We start from the raw sequence: 26204 nt of genomic DNA on the forward strand, positions 1-26204 counted from the left end.
TGGCCCTCCCAGGCGATGACCGCTCCGCAGGTGAGGCAGTAGGGCTGGCGGTCGCCGATGCCGCTGCGTTTGAAGCCGGGGAGCAGTGGGGGTGATGTGAGGCCCAGCCATGTGGCCGAGCTCCTGAGCATGCCCATGCTGTGAGGCTATCTGCTGGTTGGCGGACGCGGACGGCGGGCGAGCCGCGACGGCGGCGTCCACCGGCTGTTCACCTCCTGACCACGAGACGTTGCCCGCAGGACACTTGTTGCGACTAGGTTGCAACAAGTCACCCACCCTGGGACGAAGGAGTGACCGTGCACGTACCCGACGGGTTTCTGAACCTGCCCACTTCCGCCGTGACCGGCGCGGCAGCGGTCGCCGGCGTGGCCCTGGCCCTGCGCGGCGCGCGACGCGAACTGGACGAGCGCACCGCGCCCTTGGCCGGGCTCACCGCCACGTTCGTCTTCGCCGCGCAGATGGTGAACTTTCCTGTCGGCGCAGGCACGTCGGGGCACCTCATCGGTGGGGCGCTGGCCGCGATCCTCGTCGGGCCCTGGACGGCGACGCTCTGCCTCACGGTCGTCACCGTCGTCCAGGCCTTGCTGTTCGCCGACGGTGGCCTGACCGCCCTCGGCACCAACGTCCTTCTGCTCGCGATCGTGTCGGTGTGGGTCGGCTGGGGTGTGGCGCGGCTGGTCCTGCGGCTGCTGCCCGACGGACGCCGCGCCGTCGCCTGGGCCGGCGCGGCCGGAGCGCTGGTCAGCGTCCCCGCCGCCGCGCTGGTGTTCTGCGGCCTGTACGCGGTGGGCGGCGCGGTCGCGGTGCCGCTGGGGCTGCTCGTCCCCACCATGCTCGGCGTCCACAGCGTCATCGGGCTGGGCGAGGCGGCGATCACGTTCGGCGTCCTCACCGCCGTCGCCGCCAGCCGCCCCGACCTGATCCACGCCCTCCGGCCAGCGCCTGAGCCCGAACTCGAGGAGGTGCCCGCATGAGCACACCTGCCCGACCCTCCGAGACCGGATCGGCCACCCCCGGACGCGCCACCACCCAGCCGGCGCCGCGCGGCGTCCGAGGGCCGTTCGCCGCCGTGGCGCTCGGCGTCATCGTGCTCGTGGCCGTGGGGCTCAGCTTCTTCGCCTCGGCCTCACCCGACGGCCTGGAGTGGACCGCCGAGCACCTCGGTTTCGCCGACGCCGCCGCGGACTCCGCCGTCGCCGGCGGGCCGCTCGCCGACTATGGGCTGGCGGGGTGGGACGCGTTCTGGTCGAATGCCGTCGCCGGCCTCGTCGGCGTCCTGGTCGTGCTCGCCGTCACGTTCGGCCTCACCCGCCTGCTCGGACGCCGTGCCTGACGACGCGGCGTCTGCGGGGCGCGTGCCGGCCCACGTCCGCATCCTCGGCGTGGTGAGTTTCGCGGTCGCTGTGGTGGCCCTGCCCCGCGAGGCGACGTGGCCCTACGCGGCGCTGCTCGCGGTCGTGCTGCTGCGGCTCGCCCACGCGGGTGTGACGGCGCGCTGGGTCGCCCCGCGCCTGGCCGTCGAGATCCCGTTCGTGGTCTTCGCGCTCGCCATGCCGCTGGTCGCGGCCGGCCCCCGCGTGACCGTCGGGCCGCTGGCGCTCTCCGTGGAGGGCCTGTGGGCCGGCTGGTCGCTGCTCGCCAAGGGCACGATCTGCGTGCTGGCCGCGCTCACGCTCGCGGCCACGACGCGCCCCGAGCAGCTCCTCGCCGGCCTGCACCGCCTCCGCGTCCCCGACCCCCTGGTGCAGATCGGCACGTTCTTTCTCCGCTATCTCGGCGTCACCACCGAGCGCTGGACGGCCCTCACGCGCGCTCAGGCGGCCCGCGGCCTGGTGACCCGGACGCCGGCCGCCTGGCCCGCGCTCACCCGCGGCCTGGGCGTCCTGTTCGTGCGCTCCTACGAGCAGGGCGAGCGGGTGCACCGCGCGATGCTGGCCCGCGGTTACACCGGCACGCTGCCCGCGGCCGCCGCCACCCCGGCGAGCGCAGCGGCCTGGGTGGCGGGCCTCTGGCCCACCGCCGTCGCCCTGACCGTGCTCGGGGCCTGGTGGCTCGCATGATCGAGATCACCGGGCTCACCCACACCTACCCCGACGGACGCGAGGCCCTCGCCGGCGTCGACCTCAGCGTCGCTGCCGGGGAGAAGGTGGCCGTGCTCGGCCCGAACGGGGCGGGCAAGACGACGCTGATGCTCCACCTCAACGGGCTCCTCCTACCCACCTCGGGCACCGTCACGATCGCCGGGACCGCGCTCCGACGGCGCACCGGCGCTGCCCACCTCGCCGCGGTGCGTCGCCGCGTGGGGGTGCTGTTCCAGGACCCCGACGACCAGCTTTTCTGCGGCACGGTGCGCGACGACGTGGCCTTCGGCCCGGCCAACCAAGGGCTGCGCGGCGCCGAGCTGGACGCGCGCGTGGCCGCGGCGCTGGCGTCCGTCGATGCCACCGCACTGGCCGACCGCGCCCCCCACCACCTCTCCTACGGCCAGAAGCAGCGCGTGGCGCTCGCGGGCGTGCTCGCCCTCGAACCGGAGGTGGTGGTGCTCGACGAGCCCACCTCGATGCTCGACCCGGCGACGCGGCGCGAGCTGGTCGCGGTGCTCGCCGGTATCGGGGCGACGCTGCTCGTCGTCACCCATGACCTGCCCCTGGCTCTGCAGTTGTGCCCCCGCGCGGTCATTCTGGACGCGGGCCGCGTCGTCGCCGACGGGTCGACCGCGTCCCTCCTCGCCGACGAGGCGCTGCTGGCCGCGCACCGGCTGGAGCTGCCCTGGGGGTTCGATCGCGCGCTGCTGTCCCCCGGCGCGATTACCCCAGGCTCGATCACCCCCGGCTCGATCACCCCCGGCTCGATCACCCAGGGCCGCTGAGCGGGCGCCGGTCAGCCCGACGCCGCCTCGCCCTGCTGGCACGCGGCGCAGGTGCCCGACAGCGCCACGTGCGTCGGATCGAGGCGAAAGCCGTGCTCGGACGCCAGCGCCGCGGCCGCGGCATCGAGGACGGCCGCCGAGACGTCCACCAACCGGCCGCAGTTGCGGCACTGCGCGTGGAGGTGGGCGGACTCGGCCAGGTGGTAGACGGTGGTGCCGTGGCCGAGGTGGACGTGCTGCACGACGCCAAGCTCCGACAGGGTTTCCAGGGTGCGGTAGACGCTGGAGCGGTGCACACCCGCCTCACGTGACGTACCACCGTCCTCGCCCGGATCGGCGACGAACGCGGCGATCTCCTCGGCACTCCAGTGGCCGGGATGGCTCGCGAGGGCGGTCAGCACCGCTCGGCGCGGCGTCGTCATGCGGTCACCGCGGGCGCGCAGCAAGGTGGCCGTGCGGTCGAGCACCGTATCGACGTCCACGTCGCCTCCTCACACCCCGGCACTCACGCCAGGCCCAGGTACTCCTCGAGCGTGAGCGAGCTGTTCGGCCCGAACGCGGCCGCGATCTCGGGCCCCACCCAGCGTAGATGCCAGGACTCCCACGCGTACCCCGTCACGTCGGTGCGGCCCTCGGGGTAGCGCACGATCAGCCCGTAGCGGTGGGCGTTCGCCGCCACCCAGGCGGCCTCGGGCGTCCGGGCGAAGGTCGAGCCGCGGTTCACCCCGTCCCACACGTCGAAGGCCAGGCCGGTCTGGTGCTCGGACTTGCCGGCCTCCGCGAAGTAGCGCCGCGCCGTCGCCTCGTCGTAGGTCTGCAGGGCCCGGGCGAAGCTCGCCGCCTGGGTGGCGTGGTCGCGGTACCCGCTGCGGAGGGCGAGCGTCAGCCCCTCGGCCCGGGCGTCCGCCGCCATCTGCTGGAAGGCGGCGTAGGCGTCCGGGCTGATCCCGTGCGGTTCGCGCGTCCACGGCGGCACGTAGGCGGCCGACACCGGGTGGTCCTTGCTGACCACCACGACCCCATCGACCGTGAACGGCTGGTCGAGCTCGGCGCCCGTGCGGGTGTCCGCGGGCACCGGGCGGGGCCAGGTCGGCGTCGCGGCCGGGTTGTACGGCACCGGAGGGTGGGACGCGACCGCGGTGGCGGACGCCCCCGGCGCGGGGCTCACCCCGGTCGCCGTGGGGGCGGGGCCGCCGCCGTCGGCGTCCGGGGCGGGGGTGCAGCCGGACGCCAGGCAGACGACGAGCGCGCCCGCCACGGCTCGGGCCGCGACCCGCACGGCAGCGCCGGGAGCAGCAGGGGTGGGGTGGGGCACGCACCAACTTTAGGCCGGCTCCCGGATGCCCCATCTCCTACGGATCGTCGTAGTAGCCTCGTCGCATGACCCACCCGCACACCGCCACCGGCCACCCGGGCGCCCACCCCGGGGGGCATCCGGGCGGTCACCCCCACGCCGCCGCGGCGCGCCGCAACCTTGACTTCGACTCCGCGCCGTTCATCGCGATCTGGGAGACCACCCAGGCCTGCGACCTCGCCTGCCAGCACTGCCGCGCGATGGCCCAACCGCTGCGTAACCCGCTGGAGCTGACCACCGACGAGGCCAAGGCCATGATGAAGCGGCTGCGTGAGTTCGGCCCGATCGTGTTCGTGTTCTCCGGGGGCGACTGCTTCAAGCGGCCCGACATCGTCGAGTTGGTCCGCTATGGCGCGGAGCTGGGCATGCGGATGGGCATCACGCCCGCCACGACCTCGCTCGCCACCAAGGACCTGCTGCAGCAGCTCAAGGACGTCGGCCTGACGCGCCTGGCGATCTCGCTGGACGGCTCCAACGCGCAGATCCACGACGAGTTCCGCCGCGTGCAGGGCAGCTTCGACCACGGCCTGCGCATCCTGCGCGAGGCCCAGGAGGTCGGCCTCTCCACGCAGGTCAACACGGTCATCCGCAAGGCGAACATTGACGACATGGACGCCATGACCGCCCTGATGACCACCCTCGGCGTCGTGTTCTGGGAGGTGTTCTTCCTGGTGCCGATGGGCCGCGCGAAGGCCGACGACGTGGCGTCCGCCGACGAGTTCGAGCAGGTGTTCCACCAGCTGTACGACCTCTCCAAGACGGCCCCGTTCGACATCAAGGCCACCGCCGCACCGCAGTACTCCCGCGTCGTCATGCAGCGCAAGCGCGAGGAGGTGCGGGCGGGGGCCGACGAGGACGTCCGGGACGTCATGACCCGCGGCATGCACTACAGCCAGCGCGACGGCATCGGCCGCGCCCGCAACGTCAACGACGGCGACGGCTTCATCTTCGTGAGCCACACCGGCGACGTGTACCCCTCCGGATTCCTGCCCGTGAAGGCCGGCAACATCCGCGACGACGACATCATCGACATCTACCGCCACGCCCAGGTGTTCACCGATCTGCGGGACCGGTCGCTGCTCAAGGGCAAGTGCGGTGTGTGCGGGCATCGGGACGCCTGCGGCGGCAGTCGCGCCCGGGCGTACGCGATGACGGGCGACTACCTCGCCGAGGAGCCGTTCTGCGCCCACGAACCGGCGCGCGTCAGCGCTCGGGTGGGATCCTGATTTCGTCGGTGGACGCCTCGAACGGGAAGGGTGCGTCCGCGGGGAAGCGACGCCGGGCGTCCTGGAGGTAGGCGACCAGCTCGGGGTGCGCGTCCAAGGTGGCGGACAGCTCGGCCCAGCGGCGTCGCTCCAGCCCGAGGGTGGTGACGCCGACGACGGCGACGAGGAGGCCCGCGCCGAGCAGCCCGGCCCCGAAGGGCAGCAGGGCGGCGCCGTTGCTGAGGACGCCCGCGCCGAGGAGCAGCCCCCCGAACAGCACCAGCGCGATCGCGGCTCCGAACACCGGCCCGGGGGTGGGGTGACGCTGCGGGATGGGCTCGAAGCCGAAGTCGAGGGGGTTCTCGCGGTGCTCGCGCCGCAGCTGCGCGGCGGGCCTGAGCACGACGACGCCGCCGACGACCAGCACGGCCCCGATGATGACGCCCGCCGGGTGGAAACCGGTCGCCACCGCGAGGCCGACGCCGGCCACGAGCAGGGCGGCGCCGGCCGTTCCCATCATGCGCTCCAGCATTCGGCCGATGGCGGTGCGGGTGGCGATGTTCTCGACGTAGCTGCGAGCGACCATGGCCGCCACCGTAGTGCCTCCCCGACCTTCGCCGTCATCGGGGTTGCGCGCTGCCCGGCGCGTGCGGTGCGGCGTCCGACGAGGGATGGACACGTCCCTGCCGCCCGACGTGGCCGCCGCGATAGCCTGACCCGGTTCCGGCGAAGAGGGGTGTCGATGTTCCGCAAGATCCTGGTGGCCAACCGCGGTGAGATCGCCGTCCGCGCATTCCGCGCGGCGACCGAGCTCGGGGTGAAGACGGTCGCCGTCTTTCCGTACGAGGACCGCCTGGCCGAGTACCGCCTGAAGGCCGACGAGAGCTACGAGATCGGCGAGCGCGGGCATCCGGTGCGCGCGTACCTCGACATCGAGGGGATCATCGCTGCCGCCCGACAGGCGCAGGCGGACGCCATCTACCCCGGTTACGGATTCCTCAGCGAGAACGCCGAGCTGGCCCAGCGGTGTGCCGACGAGGGCATCACCTTCATCGGCCCGAGCGCCGATGTGCTGCGGCTCACCGGCAACAAGGCCTCTGCCATCGCGGCGGCGCGCGAGGCGGGCCTGCCGGTCCTGCGGGGCGCGGATCCGTCCGAGGACGTCGACACCCTCGTCCAAGCGGCGGAGGGCATCGGGTTCCCCGTGTTCGTCAAGGCCGTCGCGGGTGGCGGCGGGCGGGGTATGCGCCGCGTGGACGAGCCGGGTGCGCTGCGGTCCGCGCTGGCCGAGGCCATGCGCGAGGCGGACGCCGCCTTTGGCGACGCCCGCGTCTACCTGGAGGAGGCCGTCGACCGGCCGCGTCACATCGAGGTGCAGATCTTGGCCGACGCCGGCGGCGAGGTCATCCACCTCTACGAGCGCGACTGCTCAGTGCAGCGCCGTCACCAGAAGGTCGTCGAGCTCGCCCCCGCGCCGAACCTCGATCCGGAGCTGCGCGACCGCATCTGCGCGGACGCCGTCCGCTTCGCCCGGCACATCGGCTACACCAACGCGGGCACCGTGGAGTTCCTGTTGGCCGCGGGAGAGGCCCCTGGGTCCGATGGTGGACGGCGGCATACTGCACCCGACGATGGGGGGCGGTTGGGGGGCGAAGCCTCCGATGGTGGCCGGCGGCAGACTGCACCCGACGATGGGGGGCGGTGGGGGGGCGGAGCCCCCCAACGGTACGTTTTTATTGAGATGAACCCCCGCATCCAGGTCGAGCACACGGTGACCGAGGAGGTCACCGACGTCGACCTGGTCTCCAGCCAGATGCGCATCGCCGCGGGCGAGACGCTGGCCGATCTGGGGTTGTCCCAGGACTCGATCGCGGTGCGGGGCGCGGCGCTACAGTGCCGTGTGACGACGGAGGACCCGGCCAACGGCTTCCGGCCCGACACCGGCGTCATCGGGGTGTACCGGACGCCGGGCGGCGCGGGCGTCCGCCTGGACGGGGGCACGGTGTTCGCCGGAGCCGAGATCGGCGCCCACTTCGACTCGATGCTGGTCAAGCTGACGTGTCGCGGGCGGGACTTCCCGGCGGCTGCGGCGCGCGCGGCCCGGGCCCTGGCCGAGTTCCGGATCCGCGGGGTGAGCACGAACATCGGCTTCCTGCGCGGCGTCCTGGCCGACCCTGATTTCCAGGCCGGACGCGCGACGACGTCCTTCATCGAGGAGCGGCCGCACCTGCTGCGCCCGCACGAGTCGGCCGACCGGGGCACGAAGCTGCTGCAGTTCCTGGCCGAGCGGACCGTCAACAAGCCGTTCGGGGACCCCCGGACGCCGTTGGTGGCGCGCACCAAGCTGCCCGCGGTGGATCTGGACGCCGCGCCGCCCGCCGGTTCGCGCCAGCAGCTGCTCGAGCTCGGCCCCGCGGGGTTCGCCCGCGCGCTGCGCGAGCAGGCCGCGGTCGGCGTGACCGACACCACGTTCCGCGACGCCCACCAGTCGCTGCTGGCGACCCGCGTCCGGACGCGGGACCTCAGCAATGTCGCTCCCTACGTTGCCCGCCTGCTGCCGGAGCTGTTCTCGGTGGAGGCCTGGGGCGGTGCCACCTACGACGTGGCGCTGCGCTTCCTCAACGAGGACCCGTGGGAGCGCCTCGCGACCCTGCACGAGCTGCTGCCGAACCTGCCCATCCAGATGCTGCTGCGCGGCCGCAACACGGTGGGCTACACGCCCTACCCACTGGCGGTGACGAACGCGTTCGTGGCCGAGGCCGCCGCGACCGGCGTCGACATCTTCCGCATCTTCGACGCGCTCAACAACGTCGACCAGATCCGCCCGGCCATCGAGGCCGTCCTGGAGACCGACCACGGCGTCGCCGAGGCGGCACTCTGCTACACGGGCAACATGACCAGCCCGGGGGAGAAGCTCTACACCCTCGACTACTACCTCCGCCTGGCAGAGGAGTTCGTCGCGGCCGGCGCGCACATGCTCGCCATCAAGGACATGGCGGGGCTGCTGCGGGCGCCCGCGGCGGCAAAGCTGGTCACGGCGCTGCGGGAGAACTTCGACCTGCCTGTGCACCTGCACACCCATGACACCGCGGGCGGCCAGCTCGGCACGTTGCTGGCCGCCATCGATGCGGGCGTGGACGCCGTCGACGTGGCGTCCGCGGCCTGGGCCGGGACGACCTCGCAGGTGTCGATGTCGGCGCTCATCGCCGCCACCGACGACACCGAGCGCGCGACCGGCCTGTCGCTGGCCGCGGCGCAGGACCTGGAGCCGTACTTCGAGGCGGTCCGGGTGCTGTACGGGCCGTTCGAGTCCGGGCTGCCCGGCCCGACGGGCCGCGTCTACCGCCACGAGATCCCGGGCGGGCAGCTGTCGAACCTGCGTCAGCAGGCGATGTCGCTGGGGCTGGGGGAGCGGTTCGAGGCGGTCGAGGACATGTACGCCGCGGCGAACGCCATGCTGGGCAACATCGTGAAGGTGACGCCGAGCTCCAAGGTGGTGGGTGATCTCGCGCTCGCCCTGGTGGGGCAGAACATCGACCCGGCGGAGTTCGAGGCCGATCCGCAGCGCTTCGACATCCCCGATTCGGTGATCGGCTTTCTCAACGGCGACCTGGGCGACCCGCCCGGGGGCTGGCCGGAGCCGTTCCGCTCCAAGGCCCTCGAGGGACGCCGGACCAAGCCGCCCGAGACGGAGCTGGGCGAGGACGACGCCGCGGCGCTGGCGTCCGACCCGCGGGGAACTCTGAACCGGCTGCTGTTCCCCGGCCCGACGAAGGACTACCTGGCGGCGACCGAGGAGTACTCGGACCTGTCCGTGCTGACGACGCGGCAGTTCCTGCACGGTCTGGAGCCGGGGCTCGAGCACGACGTGCCGATCGAGCGCGGCAAGACGCTGCTCATGAGCCTGACCGCCATCGGCGACGCCGACGAGCGCGGGCTCCGGCCAGTGCTGGCGACGATCAACGGCCAGCTCCGGCAGGTGCTCGTGCGCGACGCGTCCGTGAGCTCGGACGCCGTGGCCGCCGAGCGCGCCAACCCGGCCAACGCCGGCGAGGTGCCAGCCCCGTTCTCCGGGGTCGTCACCCTGACCGTCGAGGTGGGCGACGAGGTGGCCGCCGGCGACCAGGTCGCCTCCATCGAGGCCATGAAAATGGAAGCAGCGATCACCGCGCCGGTGGCGGGGAAGGTCGAGCGGGTGGCTCTGCAGCACAGCCAGGCGGTCGAGGGCGGCGACCTGCTGTTGGTGATCTCCTGACCGGGAGCTGCTCGCGGGGGCGATCAGAAGTCCCAGTCCTCGTCCTCGGTGTCGACGGTCCGCATCAGGAGCAACGGCGCGGTACAACTTGCTGTGATGTGCGCCGGCAGGGTTGGATGGGAGGGCCGCGGTGAACGGGAATCCGGTGTGAATCCGGAGCTGTCCTCGCAACTGTGACCGGGAAGTCGCACCCCACCGACGCCACTGGGCCCTCGCCCGGGAAGGCGGGGCGCCGCATTCGACCCGGGAGCCAGGAGACCGGCCGCTGCCCGGAGCGAGCCCCCCACGATGGATGGGAGGACCAAGGAGTTGGATTGTGCCTGTCTTCATGTGGTTGGCCGAGCACCCTGAAGTGCTGCTGTTCACTCTCGTCGGAGCGGGCATGGCGATCGGCCACGTCTCGGTCAGGAAGATCTCGTTGGGAGCAGCCGCCGTGCTGTTCCTGGCCATCGCTGTCTCGGCGTGGGCGTCCGCGTGGGGGGTGACCCTGGAGATCCCGGTCGAGGTGTCACACCTGGGGTTGGCCCTGTTCACTTTCTGCGTCGGCATCTCCTCGGGGGCCTCGTTCTTTAACAACCTGCGCACGTCGTCGGTGGCCATGCTGGGCGTGGCAGCCGCCATCGCCCTCGGCGGTGGGGTCGACTTTTTCGTGGGTCCGCTGCTGGGGCTCACCGCGGAGGAGGCGGCCGGTACGTTCGCGGGCGCCCTCACCAACACTCCTTCGCTGGCGGCGGCTGGCAACACGCCCGCGGCCACCGTCGGGTACTCGGTGGCGTACCTCTTCGGCGTCGTCGGCATGCTGGGCCTCCAGCAGTTGGCGCTGCGCAACGCGGCGCAGGACGCCGATCAGCCCGCCGTGCTCGCACAGGCCGACGTGCGCATCGACCGGATCGCGCCGGGCACGACGGTGCGCGACCTCGAACTCGCCCACGACGACGCGATCGAGCTGACGCGCGTCCGGCGCACCGAGGACGGCCCCATCGAGCTGGCCCGCGACACGTGGCCGCTCGAGGTCAACGATGTCGTGACCGTGGTGGGCGCCGAGGACGCCGTCGCCGTGGTCGTCAAGGAACTCGGCCACCCCTCCAGCCACCACTTGGCCCAGGACCGACGATCGCTCGACTTCCGGCGCGTCACTGTGTCGGACCCCAAGATCTCGGGGCGCAAGATCCGCGATCTGGGCCTGGAGGACGCCTACGGGGCCGCGATTTCCCGGGTGCGCCGGGCCGACGTCGACATGGTGGCGCGCCCCGATCTGGTGCTCCAGATGGGAGATCGCGTCCGGATCGTCGCGCCGCGGACTCGCATCGCGGAGGTCTCCACGTTCTTCGGTGACTCGTCGCGTGGGCTGACCATCATCAACCCGATCGCGCTGGGGCTCGGCATGGCCCTCGGCTTCGGCCTCGGTTCGACCCCGCTGCCGCTGCCGGGCGGCGGCACCTTCTCCCTCGGCGCCGCGCTCGGATGCCTGCTGGTCGGTCTGGTGCTGGGCCGCATCGGACGCGTCGGGCCGTTCGTGACCACGTTGCCGTTCACCGCGACCGCCGTGCCGTCCGAACTCGGGCTGCTGTTGTTCCTCGCGCAGGCCGGGTCACGGGCCGGAGGGCAGATCCTGAACGCGTTCGGGTCCGGACAATGGGTCGCCATTCTCGCGCTGGGGGCGCTCATCACGCTGGTGACCGGGCTGAGCGTGTGGCTGTTCCAGAGCCGGGTGATGGGCATGGGCGGCACGACGCTGGCCGGCTTCCTCGCGGGAACGCAGACCCAGCCGGCGCTGCTGGCGTACGCCAACGGCCGTACCCACTATGACTTCCGGGTCTCGACCGGTTACACGACCGCCTACCCGATGGCGATGATCGCCAAGATCCTGGTGGCCAGCCTGCTGGGTCTGGCGGCCTGAGCGCGAGGAGCCCGTTTCCCACGGGCCGGCACGGGCTGGGTGAGGCTGCAGCCCTGTGGTTTGATGTGGGACGCCGCAGTGTTCGGGAACCCGGTGCGAAACCGGGGCTGTCCTCGCAACTGTGACTGGGGAGACGGCGCTCCCACATGCCACGGGGCCTCACCGCCCGGGAAGGCGGAGCGTCGGTGTTTGACCCAGGAGCCAGGAGACCGGCTGTGGCGTTGACCAACGAGCCTCCACGATGGATGGAGGGAGAGGAACACGCATGCCCATCTCCGGCAACCTTGGCTTTCCCCGCATCGGCCGCGACCGCGAGCTGAAGTGGGAGGTCGAGCGCTACTGGCAGGGCGTTTCGGACGCCACCCGCCTGGCCGACCTCGCCGCCACCCTGCGCGCCACCCACTGGCGGCTCCAGGCCGACCGAGGCTTCGAGCGCATCCCGTCGAATGACTTCTCGCTGTACGACCAGGTGCTCGACACTTCCGTCACGCTCGGTGCCGTCCCCCCACGCTTCGGTGACCGCTTCGACCTGGCCACGTGGGACGCCGACGCCCTCGACGGCTACTTCGCGATGGCCCGCGGCGCCCATGACGTTCCGGCGCTCGAAATGACCAAGTGGTTCGACACCAACTACCACTACCTGGTGCCCGAGCTCGCACCCGACCAGGAGTTCGCCTACAGCTCTCGGCAGGATGCCGCGATGGTGCGCGAGGCGTCCGCGCTGGGTGTCGCGACCCGGCCCGTCGTGATCGGCCCCATCACCTTCCTGCGGTTGGCCAAGCGCACCGACGAGGGTGACACCATCGAGCTGCTGGACGCCGTGCTCCCGGCCTACGAGGCTTGGCTCTCCGACTTGGTGACGGCCGGTGCCACGGCGATCCAACTGGACGAGCCCGCCCTCGTCCTCGACCTCTCCGAGGCCGAGAAGGCCGCCTACCCCCGCGCCTACGAGCGCCTGCGTGCCGCAGCCAGGGGTGCCGAGGTCATGCTCGCGACCTACTTCGGCGGGCTTCGCGACAACCTCTCCCTCGCGGTGGGGCTGCCCGTCGACGTGCTGCACGTCGACCTGGTGCGCGACCCCGAGCAACTCGACGCCGTCGTGGCGGCGGCACCCGAGGGCCTCGCGCTCAGTCTGGGCGTGGTCGATGGCCGCAACATCTGGCGCGCCGACCTGACGGCGCTCCACCGGCGCCTCGCCCCGGCGGTCGCACACCTGGGCGCCGACCGCGTCCAGATCGCACCGTCGTGCTCGCTGCTGCACGTGCCGGTGGACGTCACCCGCGACACCGGCCTGGACGCCGAACTGGCCACCTGGTTGTCGTTCGCGGTGCAACGCCTCGACGAGGTGTCGGTGTTGACGCGCGCCCTGAACGGTGACGCGGACGCCCAAGCTGCTCTGGCGGACAGCGCCATGGCCGTGGCCGCCCACCACGCGTCGCCGCGGGTGCTCCGGCCCGAGGTTCAGGACAGGCTGGCGCACGTCACCGCCGAGTGGGGCAGCCGTGGCCTTCCTTACGCCGAGCGTGCCCCGCTGCAGCACGAGCGCCTCGGCCTGCCGCTGTTGCCGACCACGACCATCGGCTCGTTCCCGCAGACCGCGGACGTGCGCAGGCACCGCGCCTCGTTCCGTAGGGGAGAGGTCGACGCTGCGGAGTACCGGGCCGGCCTGCAGGCTGCGACGCGAGCCTGCGTCCGCAAGCAGGAGGAACTCGGCCTCGACGTGCTCGCCCACGGCGAGTTCGAGCGCACCGACATGGTGGAGTTCTTCGGCGAGAAGCTCGACGGCTTCACCACCACGAGCCACGGCTGGGTGCAGAGCTACGGATCACGCTGCGTGAAGCCCCCGGTCATCTTCGGCGACATCGTCCGCCGCGAGCCGATGACGATCGACTGGGCGAGCTACGCCGCTGGGCTGACCGACCGGCCCCTGAAGGGCATGCTGACCGGGCCGGTGACCATCCTGCAGTGGTCGTTCGTCCGCTCCGACCAGCCTGAGTCGGTCACGACCCGCCAGATCGCCCTCGCGTTGCGTGACGAGGTGACCGATCTGGAGGCCGCGGGCCTGCCGATCGTGCAGGTGGACGAGCCAGCGCTGCGTGAGGGTCTGCCGCTGCGGCGTGCCGACTGGGACGCCTACCTCGCCTGGGCCACCGACGCGTTCCGGATCGCCGTCAGCGGCGTCCGGCCCGACACCCAGATCCACACCCACATGTGCTACGCCGAGTTCGGTGACGTCATGGACGCCATCATCGCCCTGGACGCCGACGTGATCTCGATGGAGGCGTCGCGCTCGGGCATGCAGCTGCTGGACGAGTTGTCGGCAGCCCAGTACCCGAACGAAGTCGGGCCCGGCGTCTGGGACATCCACTCACCACGGGTTCCCACCGCCGAGGAGGTCGACCGCCTCCTGGGGGCGGCGATCGCGGCGCTCGGCGCGGCCAAGCTGTGGGTCAACCCCGACTGCGGCCTGAAGACACGCGGCTGGCCGGAGGTCGAGGCGTCCATCGAAACCATGGTCGCTGCCGCCGAACGGGCACGCGACGCTCGCGCTGGCTGAGACCGGCCTTGGGATGCCGGCCCCTCTCCCGAGTGGGGGTGAGGGGCCGGCGGCCCAACCATCGGTGGCGCAACGGCACGGCCCACGGGCCCCGAGCGTCACGGGTGGCGAGGTTTGATCCAGCGAAGGCCGTCGAAGCGAGCGAAATCGCTGTCGAAGGAGCAGATGGCCGTGCCATGTTCCAGCGCCAACGCCGCCAGGTGGGCGTCCGTGACGAGGTTGCCGCGGAGGTCGCCTGCGGTGAGCAGCCGGCCGAGGATGTCGCGATGCCGCACGCCGGGGGTGGGTACCCACGTCTGGTCGGCATCGAGCCAGTCGGTCACGTACCCCCACGCCGCCGCCGGGCTCAAAGGGCGCAGTGTCGCGCGTGGATGCGTGATGATGCGTTGGAAGGCCATGAGCGATGCCCAGGGGAGGCCGACTCGTTCCACGTCGTTCAGGGCCTTGTCCATCCAGGTTCGGGCGATGTCATGGAAAGGAGCCTGCTCATCGACCGCGTAGAGCAACACGTTGGCGTCAACGATCACCGCTCGTCCTCAGCGTCGTAGTGATCGAGCAGTTCCAGCGTTTCAGCGATGTTGGTGACCTCGAGGCGGAGCCCGACGCTGGCGGTGCGCTGCCGGAACTGGATGGGCCTGACCTCGTGCTCGCGGGCCAGACCTGCGCGGGCAAGTTCGTTGACCGCTTCGCCGAGGCCGATGTTCCGCTCCCGGCGCAGTTGCTCGGCCGCCGCGTGGACCTCGGGGTCGAGCCGTACCGTCGTCCGCATGGCCCAAGGCTAGCATCGCTGGTGAGGATGGAGCGCATCAGTGATGCGAGCTGCTGGACGCGTAGGCGACTCGTGCAGCTGATTGCCAGGTCGTCGCGCCGAACGCCTTGAGGACCGTGGGCCAAGGCAGACTCAGCCTTGGCCCACTGTCGTGACATGAGGCCGTGCGGACTGTCACGCCTCCGGTGGACACACGAGGCTCAATCGTCGGCGCCTGGCCATCACGCGGACGTGACGGCCTTCGCCCCCTCTCCGAGTGCCACGAGCTTGGCCCAGGCGATGTCGGCGTGCACGCGTCCGCCCAGGCCGCAGTCGGTGGAGGCGATCACCCGGTCGGGCCCGACGGCATCCACGAACCGGCGGATGCGCTGGGCGACGAGTTCCGAATGTTCCACGACATTGGTGGCGTGGCTGACCACGCCGGGGACGAGGACGAGGTCGTCCGGCACCGCGACATCGCGCCACACCGTCCACTCGTGCTCATGGCGCACGTTGGCCGCCTCGAAGGACAACTGCCCCACGTTTGCCTGCAGCACCACGGGCAGGATGTCAGTGATGCCGATGTCGGTGGTGTGGGGGCCGTGCCACGAGCCCCAGCACAGGTGCAGGCGCACCAGGTCCCTGGGCAGGCCCGCGATGGCGTGGTTGAGGGCGTCGATGCGGATCTGCGTGAAGGCCCGGTAGTCGGCGACGCTGGGCTCGGGCGTGATCTGGTCCCAGTTCTCGGCCAGCGATGGGTCGTCGATCTGGACCACGAGACCCGCATCGGTGATCGCCCGGTACTCCTCGCGCAGCGCGTCGGCCCACGCCCAAATGTGCTCCTCCTCGGTGGTGTAGTGCTGGTTCCACACGCGTGCGGCGCTGCCGGGTGAGATCGCGGTGAGGAACCCCTGCTCCCCGGGCTCGAGGGCGGCGTCCAGGTTGGCGATGTCGGTGGCGACCGCGTCCTGTCCGGTGTAAGTGATCGGGCCGGTGGTGGTGGGGAATCGGTGGCCACCCGTCCGGTGTGGACGCCTCCTTCATCGACCGGGTCCGAATAGACACGCGGGAAGCGCTGACGGTCCCGCCGGTCGCCGAACGACGTCAGGACGACGTTCCCCGGGGACGACGTCGCCGCCGGCTGGTTGAACAGGTTCAACTCGGTCAGGGCAAGCCCAGCCACCCGTTGGAACGAGTAGGACCACCAAGCGCCGTAGTCGACGGGGTTCGACATGGCCTTGCCGAACTCCCCGTCACCCAGCAGTGTGATGCCGGCGGCGCGCTGGCGATCGACCACGTCCGCGACGGCCTGGGTGACAAGCCGGTCGAACTCGGGCGTGCGCAGCAGCGTGTAGCCGTCGTCGGCCACGTGGCGGGCGGCGTTGGCGGCGATGAGGGCGTCCGTGCGCGGCAGGCTGCCGGACGTCGTGGTGCGAATCGGCATGTCAGAAGTCCCAGTCCTCGTCCTCGGTGTTGACGGCCTTGCCCATCACGTACGAGGAGCCCGACCCGGAGAAGAAGTCGTGGTTCTCGTCGGCATTCGGTGACAGTGCCGCCAGGATGGCCGGCGAGACCGCCACGGCGTCCTTGGGGAAGAGTGCCTCGTAGCCGAGGTTCATCAGGGCCTTGTTGGCGTTGTAGCGCAGGAACATCTTGACGTCCTCGGTCAGCCCGAGCGGATCGTAGAGGTCCTCGGTGTAGGACTCCTCGTTGTCGTAGAGCTCATACAGCAACTCGAAGGTGTAGTCCTTGAGTTCATCGCGACGTGACTGGTCGGCTTCGGCGAGGGCCCGCTGCAACTTGTAGCCGATGTAGTAGCCGTGCACGGCCTCGTCGCGGATGATCAGGCGGATCAGGTCGGCGGTGTTCGTCAGCTTCGCCCGGCTCGACCAGTACATCGGCGCGTAGAAGCCGGAGTAGAACAGGAACGACTCCAGCATCGTGGAGGCCACCTTGCGCTTCTCGGGGTCGTCGCCGTAGTAGAAGTCGAGGATGATCTGTGCCTTGCGCTGGAGGTACTCGTTCTCCTCGCTCCACCGGAAGGCGTCATCGATCTCCGTGGTGGAGATCAGCGTGGAGAAGATCGAGCTGTAGCTCTTGGCGTGCACCGACTCCATGAACGCGATGTTCGTGTAGACGGCCTCCTCGTGCGGCGTCCGGGCGTCCGGGATGAGCGACACGGCCCCCACGGTGCCCTGGATGGTGTCGAGCATGGTCAGGCCGGTGAACACGCGCGTGGTCATCAGTTGTTCGTGGGGCTTGAGCGTGCGCCAGGACGGCACGTCGTTGGAGAGCGGCACCTTCTCCGGCAGCCAGAAGTTCGAGGTCAGCCGGTCCCACACGTCGGAGTCGACCTGGTCGGTGATGCGGTTCCAGTTGATGGCCTGGACGCCGCGCAGCAGGGTGAGATTGTTCGTCATTCGTCTTGTTCCTCGTGTCGTGTCAGAGCATGCAGCTGACGCAGCCGTCGACCTCGGTGCCGGCGAGCGCCAGCTGTCGCAGTCGGATGTAGTAGAGCGTCTTGATCCCCTTGCGCCAGGCATAGATCTGCGCCTTGTTGATGTCACGCGTGGTCGCCGTGTCGGGGAAGAACAGCGTCAGCGACAACCCCTGGTCGACGTGCTTGGTCGCCTCGGCGTAGGTGTCGATGATCTTCTCCGGGCCGATCTCATAGGCGTCGGCGTAGTACTCCAAGTTGTCGTTTGTCATGTACGGAGCTGGGTAGTAGACGCGCCCGATCTTGCCCTCCTTACGGATCTCGATCTTCGCCACGATCGGGTGGATCGAGCTGGTGGCGTGGTTGATGTAGCTGATCGACCCCGTCGGCGGCACGGCCTGCAGGTTCTGGTTGTAGAGCCCGTGCTCGGCCACCTCGGCCGCGAGCGCACGCCAGTCGTCCGGCGTGGGGAGGTGGATGCCGGCGTCGGCGAACAGGGCCGCCACCCGGGGCGTCCGGGGCGTCCAGTCACCGTCGGTGTACTTGGCGAAGTAGGCCCCGGTGGCGTACGCGCTGCTCTCGAAACCGTCGAAGCGGACGCCGCGCTCGCGGGCGATCCGGCAGGACGCGGCGATGGCGTGGAACGTCACGGCGTAGAAGTACATGTTGGTGAAGTCCAGGCCCTCGTCCGACCCGTAGTGGATCGACTCGCGCGCCAGGTAGCCGTGCAGGTTCATCTGGCCGAGGCCGATGGCGTGGCTCATGGCGTTGCCGCGCTCGATGCTGGGGGCGCACGCGATGTTGGACTGGTTGGAGACGGCCGTCAGGGCGCGCACCGCCGTCTCGATGGTCCGCCCGAAGTGGGGCGAGTCCATCGCCTTCGCGATGTTCAGCGAACCCAGGTTGCAGGAGATGTCCTTGCCCACCTCATCGAAGGTCAGATCCTCGCCATAGGTTGAGGGCGTCGACACCTGCAGGATCTCCGAGCACAGGTTCGACATCGTCACCCTGCCGTCGATCGGGTTGGCGGCGTTCACGGTGTCCTCGAACATCAGGTAGGGGTAGCCCGACTCGAACTGGATCTCGGCGAGGGTCTGGAAGAACTTGCGGGCATTGATCTTCCTCTTGGTGATCCGCTTGTCCTCGACCATTTCCCGGTACTTCTCGGTCACCGAGATCTCGCTGAACGCGACCCCGTACACGCGCTCGATGTCGTAGGGGCTGAACAGGTACATGTCCTCGTTGTTGCGCGCCAGCTCAAAGGTGATGTCGGGAATGACGACACCCAGGCTCAGGGTCTTGATCCGGATCTTCTCGTCGGCGTTCTCCCGCTTCGTGTCGAGGAAGGCGAGGATGTCCGGGTGGTGGGCGTTCAGGTACACCGCGCCGGCCCCCTGGCGGGCACCGAGCTGGTTGGCGTAGGAGAACGAATCCTCCAGCAGCTTCATGACGGGGATCACACCGGAGGACTGGTTCTGCATCTTCTTGATCGGCGCACCGGCCTCCCGGATGTTGGTCAGCGACAGCGCGACGCCGCCGCCCCGCTTGGAGAGCTGCAGCGAGGCATTGATCGCGCGGGCGATCGACTCCATGTTGTCCTCGATCCGCAGCAGGAAGCAGGACACCAGCTCCCCCCGCGACGCCTTCCCGGCGTTGAGGAACGTCGGGGTGGCGGGCTGGAAGCGCCCCGCCATCACCTCGTCGACGATGTGCTCGGCGAGCGGGCGGTCGCCCGCGGCCAGGGTGAGCGCCACGAGGCAGACGCGATCCTCGAAGCGCTCCAGGTAGCGGCGTCCGTCGAACGTCTTCAGCGTGTAGGACGTGTAGTACTTGAACGCCCCCATGAACGTGGGGAACCGGAACTTCACCGCGTAGGCGCGTTTGAACAGGCTCTTGATGAACTCGAAGTCGTAGCGCTGGAGAACCCCGGGCTCGTAGTAGCCCTCCTCGACCAGGTAGTCGAGCTTCTCCTTCAGCGAGTGGAAGAACACCGTGTTCTGGTTCACGTGCTGCAGGAAGTACTCCCGCGCGGCGCGCCGGTCGGCGTCGAACTGGATGTTCCCGTCCGCGTCGTAGAGGTTCAGCAGCGCGTTGAGCGCGTGGTAGTCGTGGTCGCCGGTGACGACCTCGGCGCCGGTGTCGGTGAGGGTCGTGGTCATGGGTGGGAGAGCCTTTCACGGACACGTTCGACATCGTCGGGGGTGCCCAGGAGTTCGAAGCGATCGAGGAGGGGAACGTGGCACTTGGCGGCCACGATGTCGCCGGCCAAGCAGTAGGCCTCGCCGAAGTTGGTGTTGCCCGCGGAGATCACCCCGCGGATCAGGGAGCGGTTGTCCGGGTCGTTGAGGAACCGGATCACCTGCTTGGGAACCGCGCCGCCGGTGCTGCCGCCCCCGTACGTGGGAACCACGAGAACATACGGCTGGCTGACGGCCAGCGGCTCCTCGCTGGGGTGCAGCGGGATCCGGTCTGCATCCACGCCGAGCTTCTGGATGAAACGGTGGGTGTTCTCCGAGGCCGACGAGAAGTAGACGACGCGCACGGCCGCCGCGTTCAGGCGACGTGGACGCGCTGCGCCGCAGCCTTGATGCGGTCGGGGCGGAACCCGCCCCAGTGCTCCTCGCCGTCGACGACGACGGGAACCTGCTGGTAGCCCATCGCCATCACCGCCAGCAGCGCCGCCTCGTCCTCGGCGAGGTCGATCACCTCGTACTCCAGGCCCAGCTTGTCCATGGCCCGGTAGGTGGCGGTGCACTGCACGCACGCGGGCTTGCTGTAGACGGTGATCGTGTTCGCCATGCTCTCTCCTCGAAGCAGGGGGTCGCGAGGGAGGGAGCACGAGTGCGCCCGGTCTTCCCGCGAGACCGTGTGGTCGGACGAACCGGGTGGCCGCGACGCGACCCCCCGGCGCTGGCAGGTATTCGGACTCGAGGGCGGACGCCGTGGGGCGTTGGTCCTACTGGGCAACGCTTCCCAGCCTTTCGGCCAGTGCTTGGTGTCGCCGGTCGTTCCCTCTCACCGCTGCGGGGCAGTCCCGGATTCACACCGGGTTCCCTGTTGTCTCGCCCCCCAACCCCTACACCTAGGGGTTGGGTGGACGAACCAGCACTACGGATAGTAATCACATCGGTGTAACCCTGTAAAGCCAGCATGCCGCCTCGACGGCGCACACGAGGCCGCCCGCTCGACCAGGGTCCACGTCGCGCGTGGTCTCGGCGTGACAGGGCGTGATCGAGGGATGAGACGGCCCCGGCGGTGCGTTGACGCCGACCGGCCCAAGCGGGTTAGGCTCCCCTAACCACATTACGCAACCATGGTGTTCCCAATATGGCGGGACCCGGCTGGAGGACCTCTCGTGACCGTCTCGACCGGCATGCCGGATGCCCTCGCCTGCGACGACCGCAGCCGTCTGCTCGCCGTCCGCATGCTCCAGGGCTCTGCGGCCGCCACCCTTTTCGCCTACCGCCTGGGTGAGACGCTCGACCCTGTCGTGCACGGGGTGGCTGCGGACGGCGCTCTCGCGGTGGTGGCTCTGCCACGCGGTCGGTGGGCCGAGGAGCAGCCGGGGCGGGTCGTCGACGTGCGGCTGGATCTGGTGAAGAACTCCCTGGATCCTCGCGTGTCCACCGTGGTGGCGTCCGCCCATGCCTTGGGCGGTCTGGTGTGGGCCGAGGACGATGAGACGGACGCGCGTCTGGTGGACGGCTCGCTACCGGAGGCGCTGCGCCAGAGCCTGACGGTTCCCGGGGCTCGCCTGGGTTGGCTGCTGCTGGATCGCCTGGTGGTGCACGACCTGTCCGGCGCGGTGGTGGTGCCGCACGCGGAGCTGCCCCTTGCGCCGCCCGCGCTGGACGGTGGTTTGACCGGTCTCTCGCTGGTGACCGCATGCAGCGACGCTGCCCTGAAGGATGTGTGCTGGTCGGTGATGGTGGGGCGGACGCCGGGAACGGTGACGCGCAAGCCGCACGCCGGCCATGCGTGCCCCCACACGTTGGACCAAATTTTCTGTGCAGACGTCGACGCGCTCGGCGTCACCTTATTGTTGGTGACGGCTCAAGATCTGGTGGTCGTGCACGGTGAGTTCGAGCAACTCGCCGATTCCGCCGACGCACTGAACTGCCTGGTCCATCAGTTGGTGGCCCAGGCAGCCCCCTCGTGCGACGCCGAGCGGTGAGGAAAGAGCGAGCGGCCCCCCGTCCGGGGGCCGCTCGCTCAGCGCTGTGCTCAGCGGACCTCGTACTGCGCGCAGTTTGCATCGGCGCTGACGCCGATGCTGTCTGCGGTGCACATGAGATCGGCGTTGTGAACGCACTCGAGGCGCTGGCAGGCGCCCACGTGGGCGTCCGCGGTCCCGAGACCGCCTCGGGCGTCGAGGGTCACGAAGGTGACGCAGCTGGCGTCCTTCTGGCCGCCCACCGTGATGGCGTAGGCGGTGCAGCCGTCGGAGTTGAATGCACACTCCATCATGGCGCAGGACTTGATGGCAGTGACGGTGCTCATGGTCGTTTCCTCTCGGCTGGTCATCGGTGGAACATTCACCACGGTAGCCCTGAAATGACAATGACGACAGCTAGGTGAGGCTGCCCTAACCCATGCGAAAATGGTGTCATCTGCATTTTGTAAATGGTGGGGTTTCGCAAGTCTGCCGCGTTTCGAGCCCCGGAGCAGGCCAGAGGCCGGACACAGGCCGTGTGCACGTTAGGTTAGGCTAACCTAAGCTGGCCTGTAGGTGGGGGCGTGACGGGTTGGCGGGTGCCACCCGCGAAGGAGGAGACGGTGAAGGTCCAGGTGTCCCGGCGCGTCGGGATCAAGATGTTCGCGGCAGGGATCGCGGTGACGTTGGCGGGCTGCGGCACCGCGTCGACGCCCACGTCGACGGGGGGTGAATCGGCCACTGAGGCCACCACCAGCGCCGCGGCGGACGCCAGCTTGCTGCCAGCGGCCGAGGGAGTGACCCGATACCCCCTGGAACTGACCACGCAGTGGGGTACGACGACGCTGACCGAGCGTCCAGCCCGCATCGCAGCGGTCACCGGATCCCAGGATGACGCGCAGGCGCTCGCCGCGATCGGCGTCACCCCGGCCCTGGCGAGTGAGTACACCACCGACGTGTGGCTCGAACAAGCGCTCGGTGAGCCCATACCCGACAGGTTCGTCATGAACGACGGCACCCTGCCCTTCGAGCAGATCGCGGCGGCCGATCCCGATCTCATCATTGCCCTCGGCGACCTGACCGACACCTATGACCGGCTCAGCTCGATCGCGCCAGTGCTCGATTCGGGCGAGTCTGCCTCCGAGCAGACGCGCGCCACGGACTGGCCGGATCTCCTGGCTCGCCTCGGCCAGACCCTCGACCTGTCCCAGGCGGCCCAGACGGCGCTCGATGCCGAGGAGGAGTTCTTCGCCACCTTCCGTTCCGATCATCCCGAGCTGCAGGGCCGCACCCTCAGCTACGTCGTCTACTACGGCGAGGAAGGCGGCCTGCAGTACCACTCGTCGCAGGGAAGCGCGGTGGCCCGCGTCTTCGAGCAGATGGGCTTCGCCGTACCGGCCGGTGCCTCCGGGCTGCAGTACCGCCAGGAGATCAGCCAAGAGCTCATCAGCGCCATCGACGCCGATGTGATTCTGTTCTCGGACAATTCCGACGGCCATGCCGCGACTGTCACGGATCAGCCGCTGTTCCAGGCGCTGCCGGCGGTTCAGGACGGCCGGCTCGTCCACATCGTGAACAACGCCACCTCGGACGGCCGGCAGAGCTTCACCATCGACGGCCAGGAGTACGAGGGCAACGTGCCGTGGGCGCTGGCCCGCAGCGGACCGCTGTCGGGGGTGTGGGCGGCCGAACAGCTGGCCCCCCATATCGTCAGCGCAGCGCAGGGGTGACGTGACCGTGCTGGCGAGCGCGGCGGTGCGTCCGGACGAGCGCGGGAGCCACGGCTCGGACGGCGGCCGGCGCCTGCGCATGCGCCGGATAGTGGGTGTCCTCACCGCCCTCGCGGCGCTCGTGCTCGCCGTCGCCGCGAGCGTGGCGTTCGGCGCCAACCCGCTGCCGCTCGACGAGGTCTGGCAGGGCTTGGTGCGGCCGGATGCCAGCGAGGCCTCCATCATCGTGTGGACTCAGCGCCTGCCCCGCACGCTGCTCGGCGTCCTCGTCGGATCCGCGCTGGGCGTCTCGGGGGCCCTCATCCAGGCCCTCACGCGCAACCCGCTGGCCGATCCTGGGATTCTGGGGGTCAACGCGGGCGCCGGCTTCGCCGTCACGGTTGGTGTCGGGGTGTTCGGCCTCACCGGCATCCGCGGTTACATCTGGTGGGCGTTCCTGGGGGCCGTGGCCGCCACCGTCGTGGTGTACCTCATCGGTGCAGCCAGCCGCAGTGCGTCGCCGGTGACGCTGGTCCTCGCCGGGGTGGCCCTGGGGGCCGTCCTCAACGGGGTGTCGACGTTCCTCACGCTGATCGACGAGGACACCTTTCGCCAGGTGCGGAACTGGGGGCTCGGGTCGATCGCCCGGACGGGGCTGGACGACACGCTCACGGTGGCGCCGTTCCTGCTCGCGGGTCTGCTGGTCGCGGTGCTGCTCTCCGGATCCCTGAACGCCGTCGCGCTGGGTGACGATCTCGCCGCCGCGCTGGGCACCAGCGTCGTCCGGACGCGCGTCCTCGGGCTGCTGGCCGTCACCCTGCTCGCCGGAGGCGCGACCGCCCTCACCGGCGGCATCGGCTTCGTCGGGCTCATGGTGCCGCACGTCGTGCGGTGGTTCGTGGGGCCCGACCAGCGCTGGATCATCGCGATGACCGCCCTGGCGGCCCCCGTGCTGTTGCTCGGCGCCGACGTCCTCGGGCGCATCCTGGCCCGCCCGGGTGAGATGGAGGTCGGCATCGTCACCGCCGTCGTCGGCGCACCCGTCCTGATCGCGCTGGTGCGGCGTCGGAAGGTCAGTGGACTGTGAGCGCCCCTGTGAGCACGCCCGTGACCCCCCTCGACTTCGGCCGCCGCACCTGGACCCTGCGCACCGGCCTGTTCTCGCGCCGCGTGGAGGCCCGCGTGGTGGTCTGCGCGACGCTGTTGCTGCTTGTCGCCGTCGCGGCCGCGTTCGCCGCCGTGTTCCTCGGGGACTACCCGCTGACCGTCGGCGAGGTGGCCCGGGCGCTGACCGGGCGCGCCGACGACTTCACCGCCATGGTCGTGCTGGAGTGGCGCATGCCGATCGTTGTCGCGGCCGTCGCCTTCGGCGCCATGCTCGGCGTGGGGGGTGCCATCTTTCAGTCGCTGACGCGCAACCCGCTCGGGTCCCCCGACATCATCGGCTTCGACGCCGGCTCCTACACCGCGGTCGTGGTGACCATGCTGGTGCTGGGCGTCCGCGACTACTGGACGATCGCGGCCGTCGCGATCGGGGGCGGCCTCGTCACCGCGATCGTGGTGTACCTGTTGGCGCGCCGCGGCGGCGTGCAGGGTTTCCGTCTCATCGTCGTCGGCATCGCGGTGTCGGCCATGCTCGGCTCGGTGAACAGCTATCTGATCACGCGCGCCGACGTGCGCGAGGCCATGGTCGTCGGCTTCTGGAGCGCCGGCTCCATCAGCCGGGTGAGCTGGTCGAGCCTCGTCCCCTCGCTCGTGGTCATGGCGCTCATCGTCGCGGCCTGCACCGCCCTGGCACCCCAGCTCCGCACGCTCGAACTGGGCGACGACACGGCGGCCACCCAGGGCGTCCGGGTCGGCGGGGTGCGCCTGGGCCTCATGGTCGTGGGCGTGGCCACGACGGCGTTGGTCACCGCTGCGGCCGGGCCCATCGGGTTCATCTCGCTGGTCGCCCCCCAACTGGCCCGGCGGTTGACGGGCACCGCCGGGGTGAACCTCGTGGCCTCGGCGGCCATGGGCGCCGCCCTGCTGGCCGCGGCCCAGCTGGTGTCGCTGGTACTGGCCCACGCCAACCGCCCGGTCCCGGTCGGCCTGGTCACCGTGTGCGTCGGCGGCCTCTACCTCATCGGCCTGCTCATCCGGGAATCGCGCAGGCAGGCAGGAGTGGTCCGGTGAACGACGCGACGCGTCCGCCCCGTCTCGAGACGCGGGGCACCTCGATCGGTTATGACGGGCGGCTGGTCTGCGAGGACCTGTCCGTGGCCATCCCCGACGGCTCGTTCACGGCGATCATCGGCCCGAACGGGTGTGGCAAGTCGACGCTGCTGCGCGCCCTCGCGCGCGTCCTGCGACCCTCGCTCGGCAAGGTGCTGCTCGACGGCACGGCGATCCACACCCAGCCGTCGAAGGAGGTGGCCCGCCGGATCGGACTGCTGCCGCAGACCTCGCTGGCGCCGGACGGCATCCGGGTCGCCGACCTCGTAGCCCGGGGCCGCTCGCCGTACCAGTCGCTGTTCCATCAGTGGCGGGCCTCGGACGAGGCCGCCGTGAGAGCCGCGCTGGACGTGACCCGCGTGGGCGACCTCTCCGGCCGGCTCGTCGACGAGCTCTCCGGGGGGCAACGCCAGCGCGTCTGGATCGCCATGCTGTTGGCCCAGGAGACGCCGATCATGCTGCTGGACGAGCCGACGTCCTTCCTCGACATCGCCCACCAGTACGACCTGCTCGAGCTGCTCCGCAGCTTCAACGACGACGGCAAGACCGTCGTGACCGTGCTGCACGACCTCAACCAGGCTGCGCGGTACGCGTCCCACCTCATCGTGATGCACGACGGACAGGTCGTGTGCAGCGGCCCCCCCGCCGACATCGTCACCGCCGAGCTCGTCGAGTCCGTTTTCGGCCTGCGCGCCCTCGTCGTCCCCGATCCCGTCACCACCACGCCGTCCGTCGTTCCGCTCGATCCCCGCGGTGGCGGGCGCGTCGGCTCCCTCGCCAGCCCCTCCATCAGAAAGGACTGA

At 70.3% G+C, this 26204-nt stretch carries 24 protein-coding genes and 3 riboswitches; of the genes, 13 read left to right on the forward strand and 11 right to left on the reverse strand.

What is annotated here, in order from left to right; translation table 11 throughout:
• The first annotated feature begins 296 nt into the window (after positions 1–296).
• The 4 genes from PCC79_RS00230 to PCC79_RS00245 are packed head-to-tail and all read left to right on the forward strand — an operon-like array spanning position 297 to position 2869.
• Positions 297–974 carry an energy-coupling factor ABC transporter permease gene (locus PCC79_RS00230; RefSeq protein ID WP_342372656.1) on the forward strand — a complete coding sequence of 226 codons (678 nt, stop codon included), beginning with the start codon at positions 297–299 and terminating at the stop codon, positions 972–974.
• A complete protein-coding gene (locus tag PCC79_RS00235; RefSeq protein WP_342372657.1) occupies positions 971–1333 on the forward strand; it encodes a PDGLE domain-containing protein in 363 nt (120 codons plus the stop codon). Before PCC79_RS00230 ends, PCC79_RS00235 begins: the two co-directional genes overlap by 4 nt.
• Entirely contained in the window at positions 1326–2060 is a 735-nt protein-coding gene (locus PCC79_RS00240; protein WP_342372658.1) for an energy-coupling factor transporter transmembrane component T, read from the forward strand. The genes PCC79_RS00235 and PCC79_RS00240 overlap by 8 nt, the downstream gene beginning before the upstream one ends.
• Positions 2057–2869, forward strand: a complete 813-nt coding sequence (locus PCC79_RS00245; RefSeq protein ID WP_342372659.1) for an ABC transporter ATP-binding protein — start codon at positions 2057–2059, stop codon at positions 2867–2869. The genes PCC79_RS00240 and PCC79_RS00245 overlap by 4 nt, the downstream gene beginning before the upstream one ends.
• A gap of 11 nt (positions 2870–2880) precedes the next feature.
• Here PCC79_RS00245 and PCC79_RS00250 read toward each other — a convergent pair whose 3' ends face one another.
• Both PCC79_RS00250 and PCC79_RS00255 read right to left on the reverse strand, forming a co-directional pair.
• Positions 2881–3351, reverse strand: a complete 471-nt coding sequence (locus PCC79_RS00250) for a Fur family transcriptional regulator (protein WP_342372660.1) — start codon at positions 3349–3351, stop codon at positions 2881–2883.
• Between the two features lie 23 nt (positions 3352–3374).
• Positions 3375–4184 carry a M15 family metallopeptidase gene (locus PCC79_RS00255; protein WP_232549280.1) on the reverse strand — a complete coding sequence of 270 codons (810 nt, stop codon included), beginning with the start codon at positions 4182–4184 and terminating at the stop codon, positions 3375–3377.
• A gap of 65 nt (positions 4185–4249) precedes the next feature.
• On the opposite strand from PCC79_RS00255, the gene PCC79_RS00260 reads away from it, so the two are divergent.
• Complete coding sequence (locus PCC79_RS00260) at positions 4250–5449, forward strand: TIGR04053 family radical SAM/SPASM domain-containing protein (RefSeq protein ID WP_232549281.1); 1200 nt, start codon at positions 4250–4252, stop codon at positions 5447–5449.
• Here PCC79_RS00260 and PCC79_RS00265 read toward each other — a convergent pair.
• A complete protein-coding gene (locus PCC79_RS00265) occupies positions 5427–6014 on the reverse strand; it encodes a hypothetical protein (protein ID WP_342372661.1) in 588 nt (195 codons plus the stop codon). The genes PCC79_RS00260 and PCC79_RS00265 overlap by 23 nt on opposite strands.
• Before the next feature lie 156 nt (positions 6015–6170).
• On the opposite strand from PCC79_RS00265, the gene PCC79_RS00270 reads away from it, so the two are divergent.
• From PCC79_RS00270 to metE, 3 genes are all read left to right on the forward strand, one after another.
• Complete coding sequence (locus PCC79_RS00270; RefSeq protein WP_342372662.1) at positions 6171–9683, forward strand: pyruvate carboxylase; 3513 nt, start codon at positions 6171–6173, stop codon at positions 9681–9683.
• A 111-nt stretch (positions 9684–9794) separates the two neighbouring features.
• Positions 9795–9964, forward strand: a riboswitch (cobalamin riboswitch).
• A gap of 35 nt (positions 9965–9999) precedes the next feature.
• Positions 10000–11583 carry an aspartate:alanine exchanger family transporter gene (locus PCC79_RS00275; RefSeq protein WP_342372663.1) on the forward strand — a complete coding sequence of 528 codons (1584 nt, stop codon included), beginning with the start codon at positions 10000–10002 and terminating at the stop codon, positions 11581–11583.
• 59 nt (positions 11584–11642) lie between these two features.
• Positions 11643–11815, forward strand: a riboswitch (cobalamin riboswitch).
• Positions 11816–11848: 33 nt separating this feature from the next.
• Entirely contained in the window at positions 11849–14140 is a 2292-nt protein-coding gene (gene metE, locus PCC79_RS00280) for a 5-methyltetrahydropteroyltriglutamate--homocysteine S-methyltransferase (RefSeq protein WP_342372664.1), read from the forward strand.
• Positions 14141–14238: 98 nt separating this feature from the next.
• Here the strand turns inward: metE and PCC79_RS00285 are convergent, their stop codons facing one another.
• From PCC79_RS00285 to nrdH, 7 genes are all read right to left on the reverse strand, one after another.
• A complete protein-coding gene (locus tag PCC79_RS00285; RefSeq protein ID WP_342372665.1) occupies positions 14239–14667 on the reverse strand; it encodes a type II toxin-antitoxin system VapC family toxin in 429 nt (142 codons plus the stop codon).
• A complete protein-coding gene (locus tag PCC79_RS00290; protein ID WP_342372666.1) occupies positions 14664–14909 on the reverse strand; it encodes a CopG family transcriptional regulator in 246 nt (81 codons plus the stop codon). Before PCC79_RS00290 ends, PCC79_RS00285 begins: the two co-directional genes overlap by 4 nt.
• Before the next feature lie 221 nt (positions 14910–15130).
• Positions 15131–15760, reverse strand: a complete 630-nt coding sequence (locus PCC79_RS00295; protein WP_342372667.1) for a hypothetical protein — start codon at positions 15758–15760, stop codon at positions 15131–15133.
• A gap of 573 nt (positions 15761–16333) precedes the next feature.
• Positions 16334–17308, reverse strand: a complete 975-nt coding sequence (nrdF, locus tag PCC79_RS00300) for a class 1b ribonucleoside-diphosphate reductase subunit beta (protein WP_232549289.1) — start codon at positions 17306–17308, stop codon at positions 16334–16336.
• 22 nt (positions 17309–17330) lie between these two features.
• The gene (gene nrdE / locus PCC79_RS00305) at positions 17331–19484 is read right to left on the reverse strand and encodes a class 1b ribonucleoside-diphosphate reductase subunit alpha (RefSeq protein WP_342372668.1); all 2154 of its coding nucleotides are present in this window, start codon (positions 19482–19484) and stop codon (positions 17331–17333) included.
• Positions 19481–19867, reverse strand: a complete 387-nt coding sequence (gene nrdI, locus PCC79_RS00310) for a class Ib ribonucleoside-diphosphate reductase assembly flavoprotein NrdI (protein ID WP_232549291.1) — start codon at positions 19865–19867, stop codon at positions 19481–19483. The genes nrdE and nrdI overlap by 4 nt, the downstream gene beginning before the upstream one ends.
• Positions 19868–19878: 11 nt before the next feature.
• Positions 19879–20124: a glutaredoxin-like protein NrdH gene (gene nrdH, locus PCC79_RS00315; RefSeq protein WP_232549292.1), complete on the reverse strand. Its 246-nt coding sequence runs from the start codon at positions 20122–20124 to the stop codon at positions 19879–19881.
• 96 nt (positions 20125–20220) lie between these two features.
• Positions 20221–20447, reverse strand: a riboswitch (cobalamin riboswitch).
• 233 nt (positions 20448–20680) lie between these two features.
• Here nrdH and PCC79_RS00320 point away from each other — a divergent pair.
• Positions 20681–21499 (forward strand): hypothetical protein, encoded by an 819-nt coding sequence (locus PCC79_RS00320; protein ID WP_232549293.1) that lies wholly within the window; start codon positions 20681–20683, stop codon positions 21497–21499.
• A 50-nt stretch (positions 21500–21549) separates the two neighbouring features.
• Here PCC79_RS00320 and PCC79_RS00325 read toward each other — a convergent pair whose 3' ends face one another.
• On the reverse strand, positions 21550–21825 hold the full coding sequence (locus tag PCC79_RS00325) for a DUF1540 domain-containing protein (RefSeq protein ID WP_342372669.1): 276 nt from the start codon (positions 21823–21825) through the stop codon (positions 21550–21552).
• A gap of 276 nt (positions 21826–22101) precedes the next feature.
• On the opposite strand from PCC79_RS00325, the gene PCC79_RS00330 reads away from it, so the two are divergent.
• Genes PCC79_RS00330 through PCC79_RS00345 form a run of 4 tightly spaced genes read left to right on the forward strand, consistent with a single transcriptional unit; the run spans position 22102 to position 26204 of the window.
• The gene (locus tag PCC79_RS00330) at positions 22102–23208 is read left to right on the forward strand and encodes an ABC transporter substrate-binding protein (RefSeq protein WP_232549295.1); all 1107 of its coding nucleotides are present in this window, start codon (positions 22102–22104) and stop codon (positions 23206–23208) included.
• A 1-nt stretch (position 23209) separates the two neighbouring features.
• A complete protein-coding gene (locus tag PCC79_RS00335) occupies positions 23210–24274 on the forward strand; it encodes a FecCD family ABC transporter permease (RefSeq protein WP_232549296.1) in 1065 nt (354 codons plus the stop codon).
• Positions 24275–24294: 20 nt separating this feature from the next.
• A complete protein-coding gene (locus PCC79_RS00340) occupies positions 24295–25362 on the forward strand; it encodes a FecCD family ABC transporter permease (RefSeq protein ID WP_342372670.1) in 1068 nt (355 codons plus the stop codon).
• Positions 25359–26204, forward strand: coding sequence for an ABC transporter ATP-binding protein (locus PCC79_RS00345; protein ID WP_232549298.1), 846 nt, complete (start codon positions 25359–25361; stop codon positions 26202–26204). The genes PCC79_RS00340 and PCC79_RS00345 overlap by 4 nt, the downstream gene beginning before the upstream one ends.

Source organism: Propioniciclava soli, from assembly GCF_038502305.1.
GTDB classification, from domain to species: Bacteria; Actinomycetota; Actinomycetes; order Propionibacteriales; family Propionibacteriaceae; genus Propioniciclava; species Propioniciclava soli.

Excerpts from the sequence above, each read along its gene's own strand:
- nrdH (WP_232549292.1), bottom strand. The coding sequence starts at position 20,124 with ATGGCGAACACGATCACCGTCTACAGCAAGCCCGCGTGCGTGCAGTGC.
- PCC79_RS00265 (WP_342372661.1), bottom strand. The coding sequence starts at position 6,014 with ATGGTCGCTCGCAGCTACGTCGAGAACATCGCCACCCGCACCGCCATC.
- PCC79_RS00260 (WP_232549281.1), top strand. The coding sequence starts at position 4,250 with ATGACCCACCCGCACACCGCCACCGGCCACCCGGGCGCCCACCCCGGG.
- metE (WP_342372664.1), top strand. The coding sequence starts at position 11,849 with ATGCCCATCTCCGGCAACCTTGGCTTTCCCCGCATCGGCCGCGACCGC.
- nrdE (WP_342372668.1), bottom strand. The coding sequence starts at position 19,484 with ATGACCACGACCCTCACCGACACCGGCGCCGAGGTCGTCACCGGCGAC.
- PCC79_RS00325 (WP_342372669.1), bottom strand. The coding sequence starts at position 21,825 with ATGAGCACCGTCACTGCCATCAAGTCCTGCGCCATGATGGAGTGTGCA.
- PCC79_RS00245 (WP_342372659.1), top strand. The coding sequence starts at position 2,057 with ATGATCGAGATCACCGGGCTCACCCACACCTACCCCGACGGACGCGAG.
- PCC79_RS00290 (WP_342372666.1), bottom strand. The coding sequence starts at position 14,909 with ATGCGGACGACGGTACGGCTCGACCCCGAGGTCCACGCGGCGGCCGAG.
- nrdF (WP_232549289.1), bottom strand. The coding sequence starts at position 17,308 with ATGACGAACAATCTCACCCTGCTGCGCGGCGTCCAGGCCATCAACTGG.
- PCC79_RS00235 (WP_342372657.1), top strand. The coding sequence starts at position 971 with ATGAGCACACCTGCCCGACCCTCCGAGACCGGATCGGCCACCCCCGGA.
- PCC79_RS00270 (WP_342372662.1), top strand. The coding sequence starts at position 6,171 with ATGTTCCGCAAGATCCTGGTGGCCAACCGCGGTGAGATCGCCGTCCGC.